Source organism: Amycolatopsis japonica (assembly GCF_000732925.1).
Lineage (GTDB): Bacteria > Actinomycetota > Actinomycetes > Mycobacteriales > Pseudonocardiaceae > Amycolatopsis > Amycolatopsis japonica.
Genome location: NZ_CP008953.1, coordinates 8318261 through 8338371, shown reverse-complemented (window position 1 = coordinate 8338371; position 20111 = coordinate 8318261). Strand labels below are relative to the sequence as shown.

Genomic DNA, 20111 nt, shown 5'->3' with positions numbered 1-20111 from the left:
CGGGGCGGAGGGTTACCCTCGCGCCGTCGTCTGGTACCCGCGACCGCAGAGCGGGACTGGAACGAGTTGAGGAGTTTTCGACCATGAGCGTCCCCTGGCGCACGCCATGATGAGGCCCGCTCGCTTGGCCGTGGGCGTCGTTTCCGCAGGTCGCGTCGGCAGTGTCGTAGGCGCGGCGCTCACCAGGGCCGGGCACACGGTCGTCGCCGCTTCGGGCCTTTCCAACGCTTCGGTGCGCCGGGCGGAGCAGCTGCTCCCCGACGTGCCGCTCCTGCCGCCCGACGAGGTCGCTCGCCGGGCCGACCTGGTCCTGCTGGCCCTGCCCGACGACGCGCTCGCCGGGATGGTGCGCGGTTTCGTCGCCACCGGTTCGCTGCGCCCGGGACAGATCGTCGTGCACACCTCCGGGTCGCACGGCATCGACGTCCTCGCGCCCGCCGCCGAGGCGGGCGCGCTGCCGCTGGCGCTGCACCCCGTGATGACCTTCACCGGCCGTCCCGAAGACCTCGACAGGCTCGCCGCCTGCAGTTTCGGCGTCACGGCGGCGGAGGGTGACGAGGCGGCGTGGAACGTCGGCGAGGCGTTGACCGTGGAGATGGGCGCGGAGCCCGTCCGGGTCCCCGACGAAGCGCGAGCGCTCTATCACGCGGCGTTGGCGCACGGTGCGAACCACCTGATGGCGCTGGTCGCCGACTGCGCGGAACTGTTGCGGGAGGCGGGAATCGCCCAGCCCGAACGCCTGGTGGCTCCGTTGTTGTCGGCGGCGTTGGATAATGTTCTGCGACACGGGGACCGCGCACTGACCGGGCCGGTGGCCCGTGGTGATCTCGGCACCGTGCGCAAGCATCTCGCGGTGCTGGCCGAACGTGGCCCCGACATCGCCCCGAGCTATCGCGCGCTGGCCAAGCGCACGCTGGCGCGCGGCGACGCCGCCGGGCTCTTGGACGCCTCGGCCGCCGCCGAGCTCACCGAACTCCTCAGTGACCCCGCCGAAGGGCAGCAAAACCAGTGACCACACCGAAATTCGCCCGAGGCACGCTGCACACCTTCCAGCCGCCGGAGCAGGTCAGCCAGGTGACGCGTGCGCTGCACGGCGTCGGCCGCAAGGTCGCGCTGGTGCCCACGATGGGCGCACTGCACGCCGGTCACCGCGAGCTGATCCGCCGGGCGAAGCGGCTGCCGAACACGGTCGTCGCGACGTCGATCTTCGTGAACCCCCTGCAGTTCGGAGAGGGCGAGGACTTCGAGGCGTACCCGCGTCCGCTGGACAAGGACCTCGAGGTGCTGAAGGAGGACGGAGTCGAGCTGGGCTTCCTGCCCAAGGCGTCGGATCTGTATCCCGAAGGGGCCACCGTCACGGTGCATCCCGGCGCGCTCGGCGACGAGCTGGAAGGCGCGGTGCGGCCGGGGCATTTCGCTGGCGTGCTCACCGTGGTGGCGAAACTGTTCAACATCGTGCGGCCGGACTACGCCTTCTTCGGGGAGAAGGACTACCAGCAGCTGGTGCTGATCAAGAAGATGGTGCGCGATCTGAACTTCGACACCCGCGTCATCGGGGTGCCGACGGTCCGGGAGCGCGACGGGCTGGCGTTGTCCTCGCGGAACGTCTACCTGACTCCGGAACAGCGCGAGGACGCGATCGTGTTGTCGGCGGCGCTCACCGCGGGTGCCTTCGTCGGACGCGACGGCGCGGAAGCCGTGCTGGCGACCGCCAGGCAGACCCTCGCCGCGCGACCCGCGGTCGAGGTCGATTATCTGGAATTGAGGGGAACCGACCTCGGGCCCGCGCCCGTCGACGGTGAGGCGCGTCTGCTGATCGCGGCCAGGGTGGGGAGTACCCGGCTGATCGACAACGTCCCGGTGGTGCTCGGCGCGGCCGTGGACCATCCGGAACACGCGCCGGACGCAGGGGAATAGGGAGAGTCCACGATGTACCGCACGATGCTGAAATCGAAGATCCATAGGGCGACGGTCACCCAGGCCGATCTCCACTACGTCGGATCGGTGACCGTCGACGAGGACCTGATGGACGCGGCGGATCTGCTGCCGGGCGAACAGGTGTCCATTGTGGACGTCACCAATGGCGCGCGGCTCGAGACCTACGTGATCGCGGGCGAACGCGGCAGCGGGGTGCTCGGCATCAACGGCGCCGCGGCGCATCTGGTGCACCCCGGCGATCTGGTGATCCTGATTTCGTACGCGCAGATGGAGAACGCCGAGGCGGCCGCGTTCCGGCCGCGCGTCGTCTTCGTCGACGCGGACAACCGGATCGTCGAGAAGGGCGCCAACCCCGGGCACGCGCCGGAGGGCTCCGGCCTGTTGAGTGGCACCGTGACCCTGGCCGACGACGACACGATGACCTTCCCGGTCGCCGAAACCGCCGACGCCCGCCGTCTCGACGCGCTGCTGCACGCCGAAAGCTGAGTCCTTGCTGCTCACGATCGACGTCGGCAACACCAACATCGTTCTCGGGCTGTACTCGGGAAACGACCTGGCCGGTGACTGGCGGATGCGCACCGACGCGCGGATGACCGCCGACGAACTCGCGCTCACCATGCGCGGGCTCCTCGGCTCGCACGCGGACGCGGTCACCGGGATCAGCGCGCTGTCCACGGTTCCCGCCGTGCTGCGGGAGCTGCGCGTCATGCTTTCGCGGTACTACGCCAGGGTGCCGAAGATCGTCATCGAGCCGGGGGTGCGCACCGGCGTGCCGCTCCTGGTCGACAACCCCAAGGAAGTGGGCGCGGACCGGCTGGTGAACACCCTGGCCGCGCATCACCTGCACCCGTCCACCGCCTGTGTGGTGGTGGATTTCGGGACTTCGACCAATGTGGACGCCATCTCCGCCAAGGGCGAGTTCCTCGGCGGCGCGTTCGCGCCCGGTATCGAGATCTCGGTCGACGCGCTGGCCGCCCGGGCCGCGGCGCTGCGGAAGGTGGAGCTGGTGCCGCCGCGGTCGGTGATCGGGAAGAACACCGTGGAATGCCTGCAATCCGGCATCCTCTACGGTTTCGCGGGCCAGGTCGACGGCCTGGTGAAGCGGATCAAGCGCGAGCTCTCACCGGGCGGGGTGGATCCGGTCGCGGTGATCGCGACCGGCGGCCTCGCGCCCTTGGTGCTCGGCGAGTCCGAGACGATCACCGAGCACGCGCCCGATCTGACGCTCCTGGGCCTCCGGCTGGTCTACGAGCGCAACCACCGCGTTTAGTCCTCTGAATGCGGTCCTTGCGTGGGCAACTACCGCAATTAGAGGACTAAACGCGGCGGGAGGCGATCATCAGCACCCGCCGCGTCATCAGGTCCTGGTTCCGCAGCGTCTGTTCGAGGCTCGCCCGGAGCCGCGAAGGATCGTCGCCCGATTCCGCCGCCAGCTCCTCCAGCCGTTCGAGCGAAAGCTCCATGGTCCGCCGCTGCCGCGCCCGCCAGTCCGGTGTCTCCTCGTAGGCGAGGACGTCGAAGCCTGCCGCCTCCAGCAGCGGCCGGTGGTCGGCGACCTGGGGCGGCCGGTTCACCGGCTGCCCGTCGAAGTCCCAGGTCGTGACGAGCAGCCGCCCGCCCGGCGCGAGGATCCGTGCGAACTCCTCGCAGGCGCACCGCTTGTCGGGCGCGAACAGCAGCGCGTCGACGCTCATCACCGCGTCGAACGAGGCGTCCTCCAGGCCGGTGTCCTGGAAGTCGCCGATCCGGAAATCGGTCGCCTCGACGTCCATCGCCTCCGCCCGACGCCGTGCCGACGCCAGCGCCGTCGCCGCGATGTCGATGCCGGTGAGCGTCGCGTACGTGCGTGCGGCGACCCAAAGCCCGGGACCGCCGCGCCCGCAGCCGATGTCGGCGAGCCGCCCACCGGGCTCCAGATGCGCTTCGGCCGCGATGCGGCGCAGGTCGGTCCGGGTCACGAAGCTGTAGGTGTCCAGCTCGGCGGGGTATTCGTCGCCGTAGACCTCGGCCCAGATCCGCGCGGACACCGCCGACGCGGGGGCGCCGAACGTGGTCGTGAACGCCGCCTTCCAGTCGGTCATCGCTTACGCGCCCGGAAGACGGTGGTGGTGATCGGGAGATCGAATTCCCCGGCCGCGGTTTCCGGATTCCGGTCGAGGAATTCCCGCGCCGTGCGAAGTTTGGCTTCGCGTTCCTCCGCCGTGGCCACCAGCATGTGCGAATGGGTCGCGAGAGTGGCCACCAGGGTTTCCGCCGTCCTGGGTTGTTTGTGGCCGAACGTCTTCTTCTCGAACGGCTCGAGAGCCTCGTGTTGCGGCAGCGATTCGTAGTCGCTCAGCCAGCGCCTGCTCATCGAGGTCTTGATCAGCGCGTTCAACTCCGCCAGCCAGCCCGCCGACTCGTCGTCGTGGTTCCACAGCGCCGCAACGACTCCGCCCGGCCTCAGCACCCTGGCCATCTCCGGATAGGCCCGGTCGAGATCGAACCAGTGGACGGCCTGGCCCACCACGACGGCGTCCACGGATCCGTCCGGCAGCGGGATCTCCTCGGCGGTCCCGATGAGCGGGGTCACGGCGGGGAGTGTCCTGGTGAGCTCGGCGAGCATCTTCTCGTCCGGCTCGACGGCGGTGACCTCGACGCCCAGCGCCAGCAGTCCTTCGCTGACCTTGCCGGTCCCGGCCGCCAGGTCCAGGACCCGTTCCGGGGTTCCCGCCGCGCCGGCCAGCCCCCAGGCCAGTGCCTTTTCCGGATAGTCCGGCCGATGCGCGGCATAGTCGGCGGCCTTCGCGCCGAACGAGGCGGCGCGGCGTGCGTGCAGTTCGGGTTCGATGCCGGGAGTGGATGAGTTCACGCGCTCAAGGTTAATGGAGAGAAAACCGGCCGGTCCGGACCCGGAAAAGGTAATCCGGTTGGCGTAGGGAACCGGCGGGTTCGTACGCTGTGCGCCATGACTGAAATCCCCGCATCCGAGGGCGTGAGCCCCGACGAAGACCTGCCGGAACAGATGCGGGTGCGCCGGGACAAGCGCGACCGGATAATCGCGGAGGGTATCGATCCGTATCCGGTCGAGGTGCCCCGGACGCACTCGCTGGCCGAAGTGCGCGCGAAGCATTCCGGTCTTCCTGTCGACACCGCCACCGGCGACATCGTCGGTATCACCGGCCGGGTCATGTACATGCGCAATACCGGCAAACTGTGTTTCGCGAGTCTTCGTGAAGGCGACGGCACCGAGTTGCAGGCGATGCTCAGCCTCGCGAAGGTGGGCGAGGACGCGCTCGCGGCGTGGAAGTCCGATGTCGATCTCGGTGATCACGTATTCGTCTCCGGTGAGGTCATCACCTCCAAGCGCGGTGAGCTTTCCGTGATGGCCGACTCCTGGCGCATCACGTCGAAAGCATTGCGCCCGTTGCCCGTGGCGCACAAAGACCTGGCGGAGGAAACGCGGATCCGGCAGCGTTATGTCGATCTGATCGTGCGTCCCAAGGCGCGGGACGTGGTCCGTACCCGCGCCGGTGTGCTGCGTTCCCTGCGTGACTCGTTTCACGGCCGGGGATTCCTCGAGGTCGAGACCCCGATGCTGCAAACGCTGCACGGCGGTGCCGCGGCGCGGCCATTCGTCACGCATTCGAATGCCTTCGACCTCGATCTGTACCTGAGGATCGCGCCGGAGCTGTACCTCAAGCGTTGCGTGGTCGGCGGTATCGAGAAGGTCTTCGAGATCAACCGCAACTTCCGGAACGAGGGCAGCGACTCCTCGCACTCGCCGGAGTTCGCCATGCTCGAGTACTACGAAGCGTATGCGACCTATGACTCCAACGCGGTGATGACGCGGCAGCTCATCCAGGAGGCGGCGCAGAACGTTCTCGGCACTCAGGTGGTCACTCTCGCCGACGGTTCGGAGTACGACCTGTCCGGCGAGTGGACCACGCTCGGAATGTACGAGTCGTTGTCCGAGGCGTTGTCGGAAGAGGTCACTCCCGAGACGTCCGCGGACAAGCTGCGTTCCTATGCCGAAGCGCGAGAGCTGGAGCTCGACCCGAAGTTAGGCCACGGCAAACTCGTCGAAGAACTTTGGGAACATCTCGTCGGCGATCATCTCCACGAACCCACTTTTGTCCGTGATTTTCCGGTCGAGACATCCCCGCTGACCAGGCAACATCGCAGCAAGCCGGGGGTCGCCGAGAAGTGGGATCTGTACGTGCGCGGATTCGAACTGGCCACCGGATACTCCGAGCTGGTCGATCCCGTGGTAGAGCGTCAGCGTCTGGTGGAACAGGCTCGGCTGGGTGCGCAGGGTGATAGTGAGGCCATGAACCTGGATGAGGATTTCCTCCGCGCGCTGGAGTACGGAATGCCGCCGAGCGGTGGTGTCGGAATGGGGATCGACCGGTTGCTGATGGCGCTGACCGGCCTTGGTATCCGGGAGACCATCCTGTTCCCGCTCGTCCGCCCCGAATAACCCGTCCGCGTGAGAGATACCTCGATCGTTCTCGTAAACAAGATTTGCGTTATGAGTCGGTAGCGGGTATTAATGTCGCTAGACAAAGTCTTCTGTCCGGGGCATGCCCCGTACCAGATCATTCGTGTAAGCCCCCAGCAGGAGGAAACAGATGGCACAGAAGGTGCTCGTCTCGCTCGTCGACGACCTCGACGGCACTGAGGCGGAAGAGACCGTCGAGTTCGGTTTGGACGGTGTGAGCTACCAGATCGACCTTTCCGCGGAAAACGCGGAAGAGCTTCGTGACGCGCTGGCCCAGTATGTGGAGCACGCCCGTCGCGCGGGTGGCCGTAAGCGCACCGCCATTCGTCCGGTCGCCGGCGTGAAGGCCGCCGCCCGTCCCGCGACCGTGGACCGCGAGCAGAACCAGGCCATTCGCGCCTGGGCCCGCAAGAACGGCTTCCAGGTTTCCGACCGTGGACGTATCCCGTCCGAGGTCGTGGAGGCCTACCACAAGAAGAACTGAGGTCTTTCAGACCAGACGGCCGCCGGGAAACCTTTCCCGGCGGCTTTCTTGTTCTTGTACACGGTTCAAGCGGGCGTACTCGGTGGGCGCCCATCCGGTCACGGAGCGGAAATCCCGGGTGAAGTGCGCTTGGTCGCTATAGCCCAGCGTGAACGCCAGTTCCGCGTAGTCCGGCCGTTCCTCGGCAGCGATCCGTGCCGCCGCTTCGTTCAATCGGTATACCTGAATCGCCCATTTGGGGGCGGTGCCGACATGTTCGGCGAACAGGCGTTGCAGGCTTCGTTGAGACAGGCCCGTCCGGCTTGACAGCTCGGCGACCCGGGTAATGGACGGCTCGGCCGCGATTGTTTCCACCGCTTCGATGGCCGTCACGGCCGCGGCGGTGAGCACGGGGCGTTTCGCGAGGAGCAGTTCCTCCGCGGCACGGACCATTTCGAAGTCGTCCGTCGCATTCCGTACCGATTCCGTCACTCCTCCGGCGCCGGGGAAGAGATCGGTGAGCGGAACGGAACCGCCGGAGATCATCGAGACCGGACCGCCGAGGAATGCCCGGAATGCCCCAGGACGGAATCGCACGCCGATACCGTGGTCCGTGCCCTCGACGAGGTAGCGGAAAGGCCGTTTCCCCGGCCCGAACGCGCCGGCCGCGAGGCGGAAGAACGTGACGTTCACCGCGAGATTGGGCAAAACCGCCTGTTCCTCGCCCGGTCTGCCGCGCAGATCCCACCGCAGCACCCAGTGGTGGTCGACGTACGGGCGCAGTTCCGGCGAGGGCGGATGCCGGACGAGGCTGAACTTCGCCGCCCGCGCGTTGACGATCCCCGCCGGGATCCGGTGCCCGCTCACCGGATCAACCTAGCCGTGTCGCGTTTCTTCAAGACAGCGCGCGGGTCCCCGTGAACTCATGGCCTCATGTCCGAATACGCCACCCTGATCGCCCCCGCCGCCGCGGAGTTCACCGGAATCCTGCGCGGGATCGGCGAATCCGACCTCTCCGCCCGCACGCCGTGCGCCGAGTACGACGTCCGCGCGTTGCTGAACCACCTTCTCTACTGGGGTCCCTGGCTCGAGGCCGCCGGGAGCAAGACCGCACCGCCCGAAGTGTCCGTCGGTGAGGCCGAAGCGGGCCTCGTCGACGGCGAATGGCTCAATGCCATCGAGAAGCAGACCGCGCGGCTCGTGGACGTCTTCGGGACACCCGAAGCGTGGCAGGGCACGACGGCGCTCGGCACGGCGGAAATGCCGTCCTCGTTCGTCGGCGACATGGTGCTCGGCGAGTTCGTCTTCCACGGCTGGGACCTGGCGAAGGCGACCGGCCGCTCGCTCGACGTCGCACCCGAAGTGGCCGAAGCCGTCTTGGCGTCCGCCGCGGCGATGGGCGAACAGGCCCGGGCGATGAAGGTGTACGGGGAAGAAGTGCCCGTCGCGAAAGGCGCGACGACGTTCGAACGCGCTTTGGGCGCGACGGGGCGAAACCCCGGCTGGCTCCCTTAACGGACCCGCGGACAACCGCCGCATTCCGATTCCGCGGGAAGCAGATAGTTGTAACAGCAGCCTTCGCGGTTTCTCGTCCACTCGCGGCGTCCGTCGGCTCCCGATGTCAGCGTCAGCTTCGACGCGGACGTCAGCGGCGGGAACCGCGCTTCGAGTACCAGGGCGGCGTCCGCGACCCCGGCGCCCTCGGCCTCCGGGGTCCCGCCCAGCCGTCCCGCCGACCACAGCGCGTTGTCGAGCGCGTCTGTGGCGGCGGCCCACAACTGACGTCGCCCGAGCCTCGTCAGCGGGCCGTAGATGTCGATGAACCGGCTCGCGTGCGCGACGTAGCGGCCTCGCAGGACGGTCGCCAGCGCCCGCTCGTCCGGAGCCACGATGGCCTTCGGATGTGCCGAGCCAGGGTCGGTCGGCAGGCAGTGGAACCCGTCGCCGAGGACGGCCACGGAATCGGGATGGGGCCGGTCGGCGCCGATCCGGAACGCCAGCGCGGACGGCGCCAGCGAGGGGACGCGGCGCTCGTGATGGAGCAGCATCGCGCCGGCCAGGGCCGGGACGTGCAGGTACCAGGAAAGGATCCAGCTCGCCGGGGTCCGCTCGGGGATCGAGGCCGCCTCCGGATACGTCTCGGCGAGCCAGCCGGTGAGCCGCTCCCGCCAGCGCACGAGCCGGGCCGGTTCGCCGAGCAGGTCCCCGCAGCGGACCCAGCCCGGCTCGCCCTCCGGCACGTCCGCGCGGAGCCGGGCGTCTTCGGGCATCCTCGACAGGGAGGCCCGGAGCCCGTCCTCTGGCGACACGAGCGTGCGGGGATACGACACACCGGCCTCCCGTCATTAGGTACGCCTAACCTTACATACCGTCCGTGACTACTCCGGACGGGTGTCCATCCACTGGGCGGAGCCCGTGTTCGCGCTCAGCGGACAACCCTCGTCCGGCGGAATCCGGACGCGTGTTCGCACGTTGGGCTTGACGTAAAGGTGCAGGGCAACCGGAAGATGAAAGAGCGCACGGCCGGAGAACGGCCTGGGCGCGAACGGGCCGCAATCAGCCGTAGTGGTACGCCAGCGCGACCGCATGGCTACTAGAGTGGTCTCACGGTGCTGAATCCATCGCGGTGAAAGCACGATGGAAACGGGCCGCCGTCGCAGCAGTCGAGGGAGTGCACATGTTTGAGAGGTTCACCGACCGCGCGAGGCGGGTGGTCGTCCTGGCCCAAGAAGAGGCCAGGATGCTCAACCACAACTACATCGGCACCGAGCACATCCTCCTGGGTCTGATCCACGAGGGTGAAGGTGTCGCCGCCAAGGCGCTGGAATCGCTGGGCATCGCGCTGGAGGGCGTCCGCCAGCAGGTCGAGGAGATCATCGGCCAGGGGCAGCAGGCCCCGAGCGGGCACATCCCCTTCACCCCGCGGGCCAAGAAGGTGCTTGAGCTGTCGCTGCGCGAAGCGCTGCAGCTCGGCCACAACTACATCGGCACCGAGCACATCCTGCTCGGGCTGATCCGCGAGGGAGAAGGCGTCGCCGCACAGGTGCTCGTCAAGCTCGGCGCGGACCTCAACCGGGTGCGTCAGCAGGTCCTGCAGCTGCTGTCGGGCTACCAGGGTGGCAAGGAGTCGACCGAGACCGGCTCCGGACGCGGTGAAGGCACCCCGTCGTCGTCGCTGGTGCTCGACCAGTTCGGCCGCAACCTGACCGTGCAGGCCCGCGAAGGCAAGCTCGACCCGGTCATCGGCCGGGGCAAAGAGATCGAGCGGGTCATGCAGGTGCTGTCGCGGCGCACCAAGAACAACCCGGTCCTCATCGGCGAGCCCGGCGTCGGCAAGACCGCCGTCGTCGAAGGGCTCGCGCAGAACATCGTCAAGGGCGAGGTCCCGGAGACGCTGAAGGACAAGCAGCTCTACACCCTCGACCTCGGCTCCCTGGTCGCCGGTTCCCGGTACCGCGGTGACTTCGAAGAGCGCCTGAAGAAGGTGCTCAAGGAGATCAAGACCCGCGGCGACATCATCCTGTTCATCGACGAGCTGCACACGCTCGTCGGCGCGGGTGCCGCCGAGGGCGCGATCGACGCCGCGTCGATCCTGAAGCCGATGCTGGCCCGTGGCGAGCTGCAGACGATCGGCGCGACCACGCTCGAGGAGTACCGCAAGTACATCGAGAAGGACGCCGCGCTGGAGCGCCGCTTCCAGCCGATCCAGGTCGGCGAGCCGTCGCTCGAGCACACGATCGAGATCCTGAAGGGTCTGCGTGACCGGTACGAGGCGCACCACCGCGTTTCGATCACCGACGGCGCGCTGGTGCAGGCGGCCACCCTCGCGGACCGCTACATCAACGACCGCTTCCTGCCGGACAAGGCGATCGACCTGATCGACGAGGCCGGCGCCCGGATGCGCATCCGCCGCATGACCGCGCCGCCGGACCTGCGCGAGTTCGACGAGAAGATCGCCGACGTGCGCAGGGACAAGGAGTCCGCGATAGACGCGCAGGACTTCGAGCGCGCCGCCCGCCTCCGCGACGAGGAGAAGACCCTCCTCGGCCAGAAGGGCGAGCGGGAGAAGCAGTGGAAGGACGGCGACCTCGACGTCGTCGCCGAGGTCGACGAGGAGCAGATCGCCGAGGTCCTCGCCAACTGGACCGGGATCCCGGTGTTCAAGCTCACCGAGGAGGAGACCACGCGTCTGCTCCGCATGGAGGAGGAGCTGCACAAGCGGATCATCGGCCAGGAGGACGCGGTCAAGGCCGTCTCCCAGGCGATCCGCCGCACCCGCGCCGGCCTGAAGGACCCGAAGCGCCCCTCCGGCTCGTTCATCTTCGCCGGCCCGTCCGGTGTCGGTAAGACCGAGCTGTCCAAGGCGCTCGCGGCGTTCCTGTTCGGCGAGGACGACGCGCTCATCCAGATCGACATGGGTGAGTTCCACGACCGCTACACCGCTTCGCGGCTCTTCGGTGCCCCTCCGGGCTACGTCGGCTACGAAGAGGGCGGCCAGCTGACCGAGAAGGTGCGGCGCAAGCCGTTCTCGGTGGTGCTGTTCGACGAGATCGAGAAGGCCCACCAGGAGATCTACAACACGCTCCTGCAGGTCCTCGAAGACGGCCGTCTCACCGACGGTCAGGGTCGTACGGTCGACTTCAAGAACACCGTGCTCATCTTCACCTCGAACCTGGGTACCTCGGACATCTCCAAGTCCGTTTCGCTCGGGTTCTCGTCCGGCGGTGACAGCACCAACCGGTACGAGAAGATGAAGCAAAAGGTCAACGAGGAGATGAAGAAGCATTTCCGGCCGGAGTTCCTGAACCGGATCGACGACATCATCGTCTTCCACCAGCTGACCAAGGAACAGATCATCGAGATGGTCGATCTGATGATCGCCCGGGTCGAGACGCAGCTCAAGGCCAAGGACATGGAGCTGGAGCTCACGCCCAAGGCCAAGTCGCTGCTCGCCAAGCGCGGCTTCGACCCGGTGCTGGGCGCGCGGCCGCTGCGTCGCACGATCCAGCGCGAGATCGAGGACCAGCTGTCGGAGAAGATCCTGTTCGGCGAGGTCCAGGCCGGGCAGATCATCCTGGTCGACGTCGAAGGCTGGAACGACGAAGAGGGCGAGAAGGACGACAAGGCGCACTTCGTCTTCCGTGGCGAAGCCCGCCCCTCGTCGGTCCCGGACGCCCCGCCGGTGAGCATCGGTGCCGGCTCGACCGAAGAGAACGGTGAAGCCGAGGGCGAGTAACGCCTCACTGCTCCGGAAGTGCCCGTCGCGGTTCGCCGCGGCGGGCACTTCCGCGTTTCGGTGGTGTGTCGCCCGTCTGATCACGCGTGTCCCGCCTCCAATCACGCGAGTTCGCCGTTGGATCACGCGAGTTCCGCCTCCGATCACGCGAGTTCCGTGTTCCGTCACGCGAGTTCCGTCTTTCCGCACGGACGCCATTCGTGTGTGGGTGGACGACACGCGTGATTGGGCGGACGACACGCGTGATTGGGCGCGGGACTCACGTGATTGGGGCCGTGACTGGCGTGATTGGAGGCGGAACTCGCGTGCGGTCCTTGGCCGGAAACTGGAAACGGTGGTACGACATCAACATCCCGATCGCGGAGGAGCGATATCGGCACCATCTCGACGCGATGGAGGAAGGCTGAAATGGGTCGGTCCTGGAAAGAGGTCAAGGCCGAAAAGCTCGCCGCGGACCGTGACGCCGGCCGCGACGTCGAAGCCGCGCGGGCCGAGGCGCGGGAAGCCACTCAGGCGTACGTCCTCGGCTTCCGGCTGTCGCGACTGCGTGAGGACGTCGGACTGAGCCAGGCCGAGGTCGCCAAGCGGATGGGCGTCAGCCAGCCGCGGATCAGCCAGCTCGAGCAGGGTGATCCGAGCCAGATGGAATTGGACACGCTCCGCAGGTACATCGGCGCCTTGGGTGGCCGCATGCGCGTGGTCGCCGATTTCGACGATCACGACGTCACCATTTCCACCGCCGTCTGAACCCGCCCCGGTCTCCCGATCTTCGCGTGAGACGATGCCTTCGGGTCCGGGAGGGGGTCAGGTGGACGTTCTGGCGATCGATTTCGGTACCTCCAGCACGGTGGGGGTGCTTTCGATCCACGGCAGGGGGACGCAGGTCGTCGAGATCGACGGGTCGGTGACGATGTCGTCCGCGATCTACGCCGACAAGGACGGCACGGTCTTCGTCGGCCGCGACGCCGAACGCCGGGCCCGGCTGGATCCGAGCCGGTTCGAGGCGAATCCGAAGCGGCGCATCGACGAGGGCGCTCTCCAGCTCGGTGACCTCTCGCTTCCCATCGCCGACGCCTTCGCCGCGGTCCTGCGCCGGGTCGGCGAAGAGGCCGAGCTGCTCCTTCAGCGGATGCCCGCGCAGGTGCGCATTTCGCATCCCGCGGGCTGGGGCCCGGATCGCAAGCAGATCCTCCGCGACGCCGCGCTCAAGGCCGGATTCCCCACCACGGTGCTCATTCCCGAGCCGGTCGCGGCCGCCGCGCATTACGCCTCGCTCAACAGCGGCAGGCGCCCGCCCGGTCCGATCGCGGTGTACGACCTCGGGGCGGGGACCTTCGACTGCGCCGTCGTCGGCGTGAGCGCGCAGGGGTTCGCCGTGCTCGCCGAGGACGGGCTGCCCGATCTCGGCAGTCTCGACATCGACCAGGCGCTGCTGGTGCACATCGGCCGCGAGGTGTCGCATTCCGATCCCGCGCACTGGCAACGGATCCTGCGCCCGCAGTCGGTCAGCGACCGCCGGACGCGCCGGTCGTTGCTGCAGGATGTCCGGGACGCCAAGGAAAGCCTGTCCCGCCACCAGCAGACCGAGATCCCGATGCCAGAGCCCTTCGGCGACGTGCGGGTGACGCGGATGGAGCTCGAAGCGCTCGTCCGGCCGAGTTTCCTGCGCAGCGGCGAACTCCTGGCGACCACGATCCATCGCGCCGGGCTGACCCCGGACCGGCTCGGCGGCGTCTACCTCGTCGGCGGGCCGAGCCGGATGCCGTTGCTGGCGAGCCTGCTGGCGAACCAGCTCCGGATCGCGCCGACCACGCAGGACCAGCCGGAGACGGCGGTCGCGTTCGGGCTGCATCACGTGCCCACCGGCGGCGAGGATTCCCAGCTGACCGTGCCCGCTTTCGCGCCGGTGCGGCCACAGCCGGTTCAGCAACAGCCTCCGCCTGCACGGCGTCCGCAGCCGCCGCGCTGGACACCGCCGCAGCCACCGCCCGGCCGGAACTGGCAGAAGCCCACGACCTACGGCGTCGTCGCGCTCGCCCTCGCGGCGATCGTGACGACGATCGTCCTGCTCACCGGCGGCGAGGACGAGCCGGTCGCGGCACCGGCCCCGGCGAAACCGGTGACCTGCGATCAGCCCGGGGCGAAGGACGCGCAGGGGTTCACGGACTGTCTCCGCCGGATCGCCGCCGTCATCCCGCAGCGGGACGAATGCCGGGACGCGCCGGACGCGGCCGCCACGGTGGGCGCGTCGTCGGCGGTCACCTGCGTGTTCAAGGACGCCAAAGGATCGAACGCGATCAACTACTACCAGGGCGTCGCGATGACCGGCCTGGAGGACGGCGTCCGGCAGCGGATGACCAAGGGAAAGCCCGCGGAGGGCACCTGGGCGGCCGACGGCCTCCGAGGGCGCTATGTGGCGGGCGTAGGCGCGCGAAGCGGCATCGTGCTCTTCGGGACCGAAGACGCGCCGTTGAGCGCGATGCTCGTCTCGACCCGCAGCGACGGCACCGCGCGGACGACCGCGGAGATGGTCGAGTTCTTCACCGCACAGCTCAAACCTTGATCAGTGCAGGGTGCCGGCCGGCGTCGAAAGGTCTTCGGTCACCGAAAGCGCGGTGTCCACGATGATCTCCAGCGCCTCGGCGGCGCGGTGCACGGCCAGGCTCGGCGCGGTGGTCCGCGCGGCCTGCTCCGGGGTGTACGGCACGTGCACGAAACCGCCGCGTACTCCGGGAAAGTCGTTGTCCAGCAAGTGCATCAGGCCGTAGAAGACCTGGTTGCACACGTACGTCCCGGCGGTGTGCGAGACCGACGCCGGCAGCCCCGCGTCCTTGATCCCCGTGACACAGGCCTTCACCGGCAAGGTGGTGAAGTACGCGTTGGGCCCGCCGGGGATCACCGGGACGTCGACGGGCTGCGAGCCCGCGTTGTCCGGGATGCGCGCGTCGATCAGGTTGATCGCGACCCGCTCCGGGGTGACGTCGGGGCGGCCGCCCGCCTGGCCGACGCAGATCACCAGATCCGGGCGGTACTCGTCGATCGCGTCGCGCAAGGTGACCAGCGAACGCGAGAAGACGCACGGCAGTTCGACGGCCACGGTGTCGTGCCGACGGCCGGTGAGCAGGGAAACCGCCTGCCACGACGGATTCACCCGCTCACCGCCGAACGGTTCGAAACCGGTGAGGAGCACAGACGTCATGCCCTCACCCTAACGTGTGACACACCTCAGGCGGCGGGCTTGAGGTCCCCCGGGTAGAGGTACTCGGGCGCCGGCTTGGTGTTGCCGTAGAACCACGCGTCGAAGAAGCCCTGAAGGTTCTTGTGCGCGACGCGCTCGGCGAACTTCTGGAACTCCGGCAGGCTCGCGTTGCCGTCGCGGTGGATGGCGGGCCACGTCTTGAGGATGCGGTCGAACGGCGCCGCGCCGATGTAGTTCTTCAACGCGTGCAACGCCGCTGGGCCCTTCGAGTACACGTACGTGAACTCGTTACCGGGCCCCATGTCGTACAGCTTCCCTGCCCAGAACCGGTCCGTCGCCTTCTGCACGGCGTTCAGGTAGCGCGCCTTGAGGTCCTGGCCCGACTTCGCCTCGGACCACAGCCATTCCGCGTACGACGCGAAGCATTCGTTGAGGCAGACGTCCTTCCACTTGTCGACGGCGACCGAGTCACCCCACCACTGGTGGGCGTTCTCGTGCACGATCGTCGGGATGTTGCCCGCCGCGCCCGAGTAGATCGGCCTGCTCAGCGTCTCCAGCGAGAACCCGATCGGCTCGGTGAGGAAGATGCCGCCCGCCGCGTCCACCGGGTAGCGCCCGAACTTCGACGCCAGGAAGTCGATGATCTCCGGCAGCCGCGCCTCGGCCTGTTTGGTCGACGCGGGGGTGCCGGGGGCGTAGGCGTTGACGACCGGGGTGCCGTCGGACAGCTTCGTCCGCTCGAACTCCCATCTGTCGATCGCGACCGTCGTCATGTACGGCACGGCCGGGGTCTCTTCGGCCCAGACGTAGGTGGTCTTCGGCCCGTCGGCGAAGTGCCCGCGCTCGCGGCCGTTCGAGATGACGCCCCATTCCGAGGGCACGGTGACGGCGAGGTGGAAGGTCGCCTTGTCGCGCGGGGTGTCGTTGACCGGGTACCAGGTGGTCGCGGATTTCGGCTCGCCCGCGACGAACGCGCCGCCGGATTTCGCGTACTGCCAGCCGTTCTCGCCCAGCGCCGGATCCTCGATCGGCTGCGGGACACCGTGATACGCGATTTCGGCGGTGAACCGCTCGTGGTTCCGCAGCGGACGCGCCGGGGTGATCACGAGCTCGTGGTCGCCGGTGCGGGTGAAGGCCGCCTTCCGCCCGTTGACCTTGACCGAGTCGACGGTCAGCCCGTGCAGGTCGAGGTTGAACGAGCTCAGCGCCTGGGTGGTCCGTCCGGTGATCGTCTGCAGGCCGGTGAGCTGCTTGGTGGCGGGCTCGTAGCCGATTTTCAGGTTGTAGTCGCCGACGTCGTAGCCGCCGTTGCCGTCTTGCGGGTAGTAGCTGTCGCCCGCGCCGTCGGCGCCGGGTTTCCCGGTGTCGGCGAGGGCGGTCCCGCCGCCGAGGACACTCGCGGCCAGAACGGCGGCGATGACGGCCGCACTCCGGTACCTCATTCACGCTCCCAGTCGATCGGCTGTGACTTGGCCTCGAACGTAGCGCCGTGACGTCGGCCTACCGCCCGGAAAGCTCCCTGGTGCCCGGATAATCCCCACTTCCGTCGCCTGTCTGGGGTATGCGTTTGCGGCTTCTGGAAAGCTGGGGTCCGTGCGTGTGACGCTGCTGGGCCCGGTCGGAGCGGAGGCCGGTGACGGCACCCCGGTCGACATCGGCGGTGCCCGCCTCCGCATGCTCTTGGCCAGGCTCGCGCTGGAGCCCGGCCGCGCCGTCCCGGCGACGGCCCTCGTCGACGGTCTTTGGGGCGCGGAGCCGCCCGCCGACGCGGCGAACGCACTGCAGTCCCTGGTCTCGCGGCTGCGCAAGGTCCTGCGCGCCGAAGACGTCGCCCTCGACTCCGGCCCGGGCGGTTACCGGCTGGACGTCGCCCGCGAGGACGTCGACGTGTGCCGCTTCGAGCGGCTGGCCGCGGAGGGGCGCGCGGAACTCGCGGCGGGCCGGGACGCCGGTGCGGCCGCGATCCTCGCGGAGGCGCTCGGGCTCTGGCGTGGTCAAGCGCTGTCCGACGTCCTCGACGCTCCTTTCGCGCAGGCGCCCGCGACCCGCCTGGAGGATCTGCGTCTCGAAGCCGCCGAAGACCGGTTCGAAGCGGAGATCCGGCTCGGTGGACAAGACCGGGTGCTGGCGGATCTCAAGGAGGCCGCCGCGCGGCATCCGCTGCGCGAACGGCTCGCCGGGCTGTGGATCCGGGCGCTGTGCGCGGCCGATCGCCAGTCCGACGCCCTCGCGGTCTACGAGGAGGTCCGGGCGGCGCTGGCCGATCAGCTCGGCGTCGATCCCTCGGCCGAACTCCAGGAGATCCATCTCGCGGCGTTGCGCGGTGAACTCGGCCCGCCACCCGCGCCCGCCGATCATCTGCCGGTGCGGCTGACCAGTTTCGTCGGCCGTGACGACGAGTTGAAGCTGATCGCCGAACTCCTCGCCGGTGCGCGGCTGGTGACGCTCGTCGGGCCCGGCGGCGCCGGGAAGACGCGGCTGGCCACGGAGGTCGCGACGCGGCATCCGGCGCACGCGCGCGGACGCGTCTGGTTCGTGCCGCTCGCCGGCGTCCGCGACCCCGGCGACCTGCCCGGCGCGGTCTTCGCGGCGCTGGAGCTGTGGGATCTCGGCCTTTCGCACGCCGGTGATCCGATGCGCCGCCCGGCGGACGCGCTGGCCAGGGTCGTGGAGACGCTCGGCGCCGGTGAAGCGGTACTGGTGCTGGACAACTGCGAGCATCTGGTCGACGCGGCGGCGGAGCTGACGAACACTTTGCTGCGGCGGGTGCCGACCTTGCGCGTCCTCGCGACGAGCCGGGAGGCGCTCGCCATCGACGGCGAGACGCTGTGCCCGCTCGGTCCGCTGTCCGTCCCGGAGGGCACGCCGACGGTTTCCCAGGCGGCCGAGGCGGGCGCGATCCGGTTGTTCGTCGACCGGGCGGCGGCCGTGCGCCCGGATTTCCGGCTCGACGAGTCCACAGTGGACGACGTCGCACAGATCTGCCGCAGGCTGGACGGGATGCCGCTGGCGCTGGAGCTGGCCGCGGCGCGGCTGCGGTCGATGACCGTCGCGCAGATCTCACAGCGTCTCGACGACCGGTTCCGCCTGCTGACCTCCGGCAGCCGGACGGCGCTGCCGAGGCAGCGCACGCTGCGTGCCGTCGTAGAGTGGAGCTGGGACCTGCTCGACGACGCCGAACGCGTGCTCGCCAGACGGCTTTCGGTGTTCGGGGGCGGTGCCGAGGTCGAAGCGGTCGAAAGCGTCTGCGCCGACGAAGTCCTGCCCGCCGAGGACATCCTGTACGTCCTCGGCTCGCTCGTCGAGAAGTCCATTGTGGACGCGATCGCGGGTGAGCACGGCGAGCCGCGCTACCGCATGCTGGAGACCATCCGGGCGTACGCGGCGGAACGTCTCGACGAGGCCGAAGAGCGGGAACGGCTGAGGAAGGCCTATCACCGCTACTACGCCCAGCTCGCCGAGCGGCTGGAGCCGATGCTGCGGACGGCGGATCAGCTCGTCGCCATCTCCCGGTACGACGAGGAGCACGGCAACATCGTGACCGCGCTCCGCCAGGCCATCGACGCAGACGACGTCGAGATGGCGATGCATCTGTTCGGCAGCACGTTCTGGTACTGGCTGATCAAGGGCGACAGCGACCGGGTGGAGTCCTTCGTCGCCGAAGTGCTCACCTTCGGCGACCGCCTGGAGGACGACTTCGCGGCCGCGTTCCGCGCGATGCGCGAGATCACCACGATGGTGCCCGGCGTCGGCGACCCGGAAGCCGTTCGCTCTCTCATCGACGAATGCGTGCGGACCGACGCGTACACCCGGTTCGCCGGGCTGGCCATCGGCCTGCCCATGCTGGCCTTCTTCTCGCAGGACAAGAAGCTCGCGCACCGCGAGGTGGAACGGGCACTGTCGAGCGAGGATCCGTGGTCGAGGGCGGCGGGATCGTGGGCGCACAGCTTCGTCCTCACCGACGACGGTGATCCCGACGGCGCCGAACAGGCCAGGGACCGGGCCTACGAAGGGTTCCTGGCGCTGGGCGACCGGTGGGGCACGGCGATGGCGCTGGGCATGAAGGCGAGCGACATCTCGATGTCCGGCGATCACGAAGCCGCGCTCGCGCTGTACCGCCGAGGGCTCGCCCTCGCGCTCGAACTGGGCTCGCAGGACGACGTGATCCAGCAGCGCTGGCGGCTCGCGACGGAGTACGCGCGGGCGGGCGATCTCGACACGGCGACGCGCGAGATGATCGAGGCCGAGCGCTACGCGAACGAAACGGGCAACGCCCAGCTCGCGGTGATGGTGCTGGTGGGCAAGGCCGATCTGCTCTGCCGCGCCGGACGAGTGGACGAGGCGCGCGAGGCCGCCGTCCGATTCCGGGAGAAGATGGCCTCGGTCGCGGCGCCGGGCATGTTCGGCGAGGAGTTCGGCGGGTACATCGACACCGAGATCGGGTTGGCCGCCGGGGATCTGGCCGCGGCCGAGCGCGGTGCCGCGGTCGTCGTGAAGTCCACCGCGGACCGCGGCGACATCGCCGATCTCGGGCGGATCGTCGAGGTCTGCGGCCTGATCCGGTTCCGGCAGGGCGACCCCGAGACCGCCGTCCGGCTGCTCGGCGTGGCGAAACTGCTGCGCGGCAGGCTGGATCTCGGCGAGCCCGCCATCCGGGACCTGATCGGCGAACTTCGCGAGCGATTCGGCGAAGAGCGCTACGAAGCCTTGCTCACGCAGGATGCCGGGCTTTCCCGCCCCGCCCTGATGTCCTGGGTACTCCAGGAAGTGGGCGAGTGAAGAAGGGCCCCTCGCC

Annotated in this window: 17 protein-coding genes; 11 read left to right on the top strand and 6 right to left on the bottom strand. The window is 68.7% G+C overall.

What is annotated here, in order from left to right:
* Positions 1-94: 94 nt before the first annotated feature.
* The 4 genes from AJAP_RS38710 to AJAP_RS38695 are packed head-to-tail and all read left to right on the top strand — an operon-like array spanning position 95 to position 3208.
* On the top strand, positions 95-1012 hold the full coding sequence (locus tag AJAP_RS38710) for a Rossmann-like and DUF2520 domain-containing protein (protein WP_378415295.1): 918 nt from the start codon (positions 95-97) through the stop codon (positions 1010-1012).
* Complete coding sequence (gene panC, locus AJAP_RS38705; protein WP_016337768.1) at positions 1009-1917, top strand: pantoate--beta-alanine ligase; 909 nt, start codon at positions 1009-1011, stop codon at positions 1915-1917. The genes AJAP_RS38710 and panC overlap by 4 nt, the downstream gene beginning before the upstream one ends.
* Positions 1918-1929: 12 nt before the next feature.
* A complete protein-coding gene (gene panD, locus AJAP_RS38700; protein WP_016337767.1) occupies positions 1930-2424 on the top strand; it encodes an aspartate 1-decarboxylase in 495 nt (164 codons plus the stop codon).
* A gap of 4 nt (positions 2425-2428) precedes the next feature.
* On the top strand, positions 2429-3208 hold the full coding sequence (locus tag AJAP_RS38695) for a type III pantothenate kinase (protein ID WP_038520863.1): 780 nt from the start codon (positions 2429-2431) through the stop codon (positions 3206-3208).
* Between the two features lie 46 nt (positions 3209-3254).
* On the opposite strand, the gene AJAP_RS38690 is transcribed toward AJAP_RS38695, so the two are convergent.
* Positions 3255-4019, bottom strand: coding sequence for a class I SAM-dependent methyltransferase (locus AJAP_RS38690; protein ID WP_038520860.1), 765 nt, complete (start codon positions 4017-4019; stop codon positions 3255-3257).
* The gene (locus tag AJAP_RS38685) at positions 4016-4789 is read right to left on the bottom strand and encodes a class I SAM-dependent methyltransferase (RefSeq protein ID WP_038520859.1); all 774 of its coding nucleotides are present in this window, start codon (positions 4787-4789) and stop codon (positions 4016-4018) included. The genes AJAP_RS38690 and AJAP_RS38685 overlap by 4 nt, the downstream gene beginning before the upstream one ends.
* A 96-nt stretch (positions 4790-4885) precedes the next feature.
* Here AJAP_RS38685 and lysS point away from each other — a divergent pair, with 96 nt between their 5' ends.
* Both lysS and AJAP_RS38675 read left to right on the top strand, forming a co-directional pair.
* Positions 4886-6397, top strand: coding sequence for a lysine--tRNA ligase (gene lysS / locus AJAP_RS38680; protein ID WP_038520856.1), 1512 nt, complete (start codon positions 4886-4888; stop codon positions 6395-6397).
* 151 nt (positions 6398-6548) lie between these two features.
* Complete coding sequence (locus tag AJAP_RS38675) at positions 6549-6902, top strand: histone-like nucleoid-structuring protein Lsr2 (protein WP_005165380.1); 354 nt, start codon at positions 6549-6551, stop codon at positions 6900-6902.
* 6 nt (positions 6903-6908) lie between these two features.
* Here AJAP_RS38675 and AJAP_RS38670 read toward each other — a convergent pair whose 3' ends face one another.
* Entirely contained in the window at positions 6909-7748 is an 840-nt protein-coding gene (locus AJAP_RS38670) for a helix-turn-helix domain-containing protein (RefSeq protein ID WP_038520853.1), read from the bottom strand.
* A 66-nt stretch (positions 7749-7814) separates the two neighbouring features.
* On the opposite strand from AJAP_RS38670, the gene AJAP_RS38665 reads away from it, so the two are divergent.
* Positions 7815-8396: a TIGR03086 family metal-binding protein gene (locus AJAP_RS38665; RefSeq protein ID WP_038520850.1), complete on the top strand. Its 582-nt coding sequence runs from the start codon at positions 7815-7817 to the stop codon at positions 8394-8396.
* Here the strand turns inward: AJAP_RS38665 and AJAP_RS38660 are convergent.
* Positions 8393-9151 (bottom strand): iron-sulfur protein, encoded by a 759-nt coding sequence (locus AJAP_RS38660; RefSeq protein ID WP_228694796.1) that lies wholly within the window; start codon positions 9149-9151, stop codon positions 8393-8395. The two genes, AJAP_RS38665 and AJAP_RS38660, sit on opposite strands and share 4 nt — an antisense overlap.
* Positions 9152-9558: 407 nt before the next feature.
* Here AJAP_RS38660 and AJAP_RS38655 point away from each other — a divergent pair, with 407 nt between their 5' ends.
* From AJAP_RS38655 to AJAP_RS38645, 3 genes are all read left to right on the top strand, one after another.
* Entirely contained in the window at positions 9559-12117 is a 2559-nt protein-coding gene (locus tag AJAP_RS38655; protein WP_038520844.1) for an ATP-dependent Clp protease ATP-binding subunit, read from the top strand.
* 408 nt (positions 12118-12525) lie between these two features.
* Positions 12526-12864, top strand: coding sequence for an XRE family transcriptional regulator (locus tag AJAP_RS38650; RefSeq protein ID WP_037335250.1), 339 nt, complete (start codon positions 12526-12528; stop codon positions 12862-12864).
* Positions 12865-12925: 61 nt separating this feature from the next.
* Positions 12926-14680, top strand: a complete 1755-nt coding sequence (locus tag AJAP_RS38645; protein WP_038520842.1) for an Hsp70 family protein — start codon at positions 12926-12928, stop codon at positions 14678-14680.
* On the opposite strand, the gene pcp is transcribed toward AJAP_RS38645, so the two are convergent.
* Both pcp and AJAP_RS38635 read right to left on the bottom strand, forming a co-directional pair.
* On the bottom strand, positions 14681-15316 hold the full coding sequence (gene pcp / locus AJAP_RS38640; protein ID WP_038520840.1) for a pyroglutamyl-peptidase I: 636 nt from the start codon (positions 15314-15316) through the stop codon (positions 14681-14683). It lies immediately after the preceding gene.
* Positions 15317-15342: 26 nt separating this feature from the next.
* Positions 15343-16758, bottom strand: coding sequence for a M1 family metallopeptidase (locus AJAP_RS38635; protein ID WP_038520838.1), 1416 nt, complete (start codon positions 16756-16758; stop codon positions 15343-15345).
* A 151-nt stretch (positions 16759-16909) separates the two neighbouring features.
* Between AJAP_RS38635 and AJAP_RS38630 the strand changes: the two genes are divergently transcribed.
* Entirely contained in the window at positions 16910-20095 is a 3186-nt protein-coding gene (locus AJAP_RS38630; RefSeq protein WP_038520835.1) for a BTAD domain-containing putative transcriptional regulator, read from the top strand.
* The last annotated feature ends 16 nt before the right edge of the window (positions 20096-20111 follow it).

Bases quoted from the DNA above. Each gene is read 5' to 3' on its own strand.
- panD (WP_016337767.1), top strand. From the start codon at position 1,930: ATGTACCGCACGATGCTGAAATCGAAGATCCATAGGGCGACGGTCACC.
- AJAP_RS38635 (WP_038520838.1), bottom strand. From the start codon at position 16,758: ATGAGGTACCGGAGTGCGGCCGTCATCGCCGCCGTTCTGGCCGCGAGT.
- lysS (WP_038520856.1), top strand. From the start codon at position 4,886: ATGACTGAAATCCCCGCATCCGAGGGCGTGAGCCCCGACGAAGACCTG.
- AJAP_RS38675 (WP_005165380.1), top strand. From the start codon at position 6,549: ATGGCACAGAAGGTGCTCGTCTCGCTCGTCGACGACCTCGACGGCACT.
- AJAP_RS38690 (WP_038520860.1), bottom strand. From the start codon at position 4,019: ATGACCGACTGGAAGGCGGCGTTCACGACCACGTTCGGCGCCCCCGCG.
- AJAP_RS38650 (WP_037335250.1), top strand. From the start codon at position 12,526: ATGGGTCGGTCCTGGAAAGAGGTCAAGGCCGAAAAGCTCGCCGCGGAC.
- AJAP_RS38660 (WP_228694796.1), bottom strand. From the start codon at position 9,151: ATGCCCGAAGACGCCCGGCTCCGCGCGGACGTGCCGGAGGGCGAGCCG.
- AJAP_RS38665 (WP_038520850.1), top strand. From the start codon at position 7,815: ATGTCCGAATACGCCACCCTGATCGCCCCCGCCGCCGCGGAGTTCACC.
- pcp (WP_038520840.1), bottom strand. From the start codon at position 15,316: ATGACGTCTGTGCTCCTCACCGGTTTCGAACCGTTCGGCGGTGAGCGG.
- AJAP_RS38655 (WP_038520844.1), top strand. From the start codon at position 9,559: ATGTTTGAGAGGTTCACCGACCGCGCGAGGCGGGTGGTCGTCCTGGCC.